The 1132-nt window shown below is 75.9% G+C and carries 1 protein-coding gene; it reads left to right on the forward strand.

The window, feature by feature from the left end:
* The coding region (locus CR470_RS38090; RefSeq protein WP_107489557.1) for a glycosyltransferase at positions 1-989 on the forward strand (989 nt) is incomplete at its 5' end.
* Positions 990-1132: the final 143 nt, after the last annotated feature.

Here is a 1132-nt window from a genome sequence, read left to right on the forward strand (position 1 = left end):
AGGTCCACGGCTGGTCCGTCACCCGGGCCCCCGGGCCCCGGCTGGCCGGTGAGGTGGCCGCCGCACGCCGGATCGTCCGCGCGAGTCGCCCGCACGTGGTGCACGCCCACAGCGCCAAGGCGGGACTGGCCGGCCGGATCGCGGTACGCGGCCGGGTCCCCACCGTGTTCCAGCCGCACGCCTGGTCGTTCGAGGCCGTCGGCGGACGCGCCGCGGAACTCGCGCTCGGCTGGGAGCGGTTCGGCGCGCGGTGGGCCGATCACATCCTGTGCGTCAGCGAGTCCGAACGCCGCACCGGGCAGGAGGCGGGCATCGCCGCCCGCTGGTCGGTCATCCACAACGGCATCGACCTCGACCGGTTCCGGCCCGGCGGAAGCGGGGACCGGGCGGAGGCCCGCGCCTCGCTGCCCTTACTGGAGGGCGTCGACCGGGACGCTCCGCTGGTCGTCTGCGTCGGCCGGCTGACCCGGCAGAAGGGGCAGGACGTGCTGCTGCGGGCCTGGCGCCGGATGCCGACGGCGGGGGCCCGTCTGGTGCTGGTGGGCGACGGGCCCGACCGGGGCGGACTGGAGGCGTCGGCCCCGCCGGGCGTGCTGTTCACCGGGGCCTGCGAGGACGTGCGGCCGTGGATCCACGCGGCGGACGTCCTCGTGCTGCCCTCCCGCTGGGAGGGCATGGCACTGGCCCCGCTGGAGGCGATGGCCTGCGGGCGCCCCGTCGTGCTGACCGACGTGAACGGGGCGCGGGAGAGCCTGCCGCCCGGACACGACGACCACTGTCTGGTGCCGCCGGAGGACCCGGCGGCGCTGGCCGCGGCGCTGACCGCCCTGCTCGCCGACCCGGAACTGCGCGAGGCGGTGTCCCACCGGGCCCTGCGCCACACTCGCGCGGCCTTCGACGTCCGACGGACCGCGGGAGCGGTTGCCGGTCTCTACCAGGAACTTGTCGGCATGTCCGGCCCCACGACGAGGAAGCGCACCGAGCGATGACGATGGAGAGTGCACCGGTACCCGGCACCGGCCAGGCAACAGCCGTACAGGCGCACACGGTTCATCCGCCGCGAAGAAGCGGCGGCGCCGCGCAGACGCGGCCCGGCGAGCGCCGGACCGCCCGGCACCTGTCTCTTATACAC

Origin of the sequence: Streptomyces sp. rh34 (assembly GCF_002551245.1) — a bacterium.
In the GTDB taxonomy this organism is placed as follows: Bacteria; Actinomycetota; Actinomycetes; order Streptomycetales; family Streptomycetaceae; genus Streptomyces.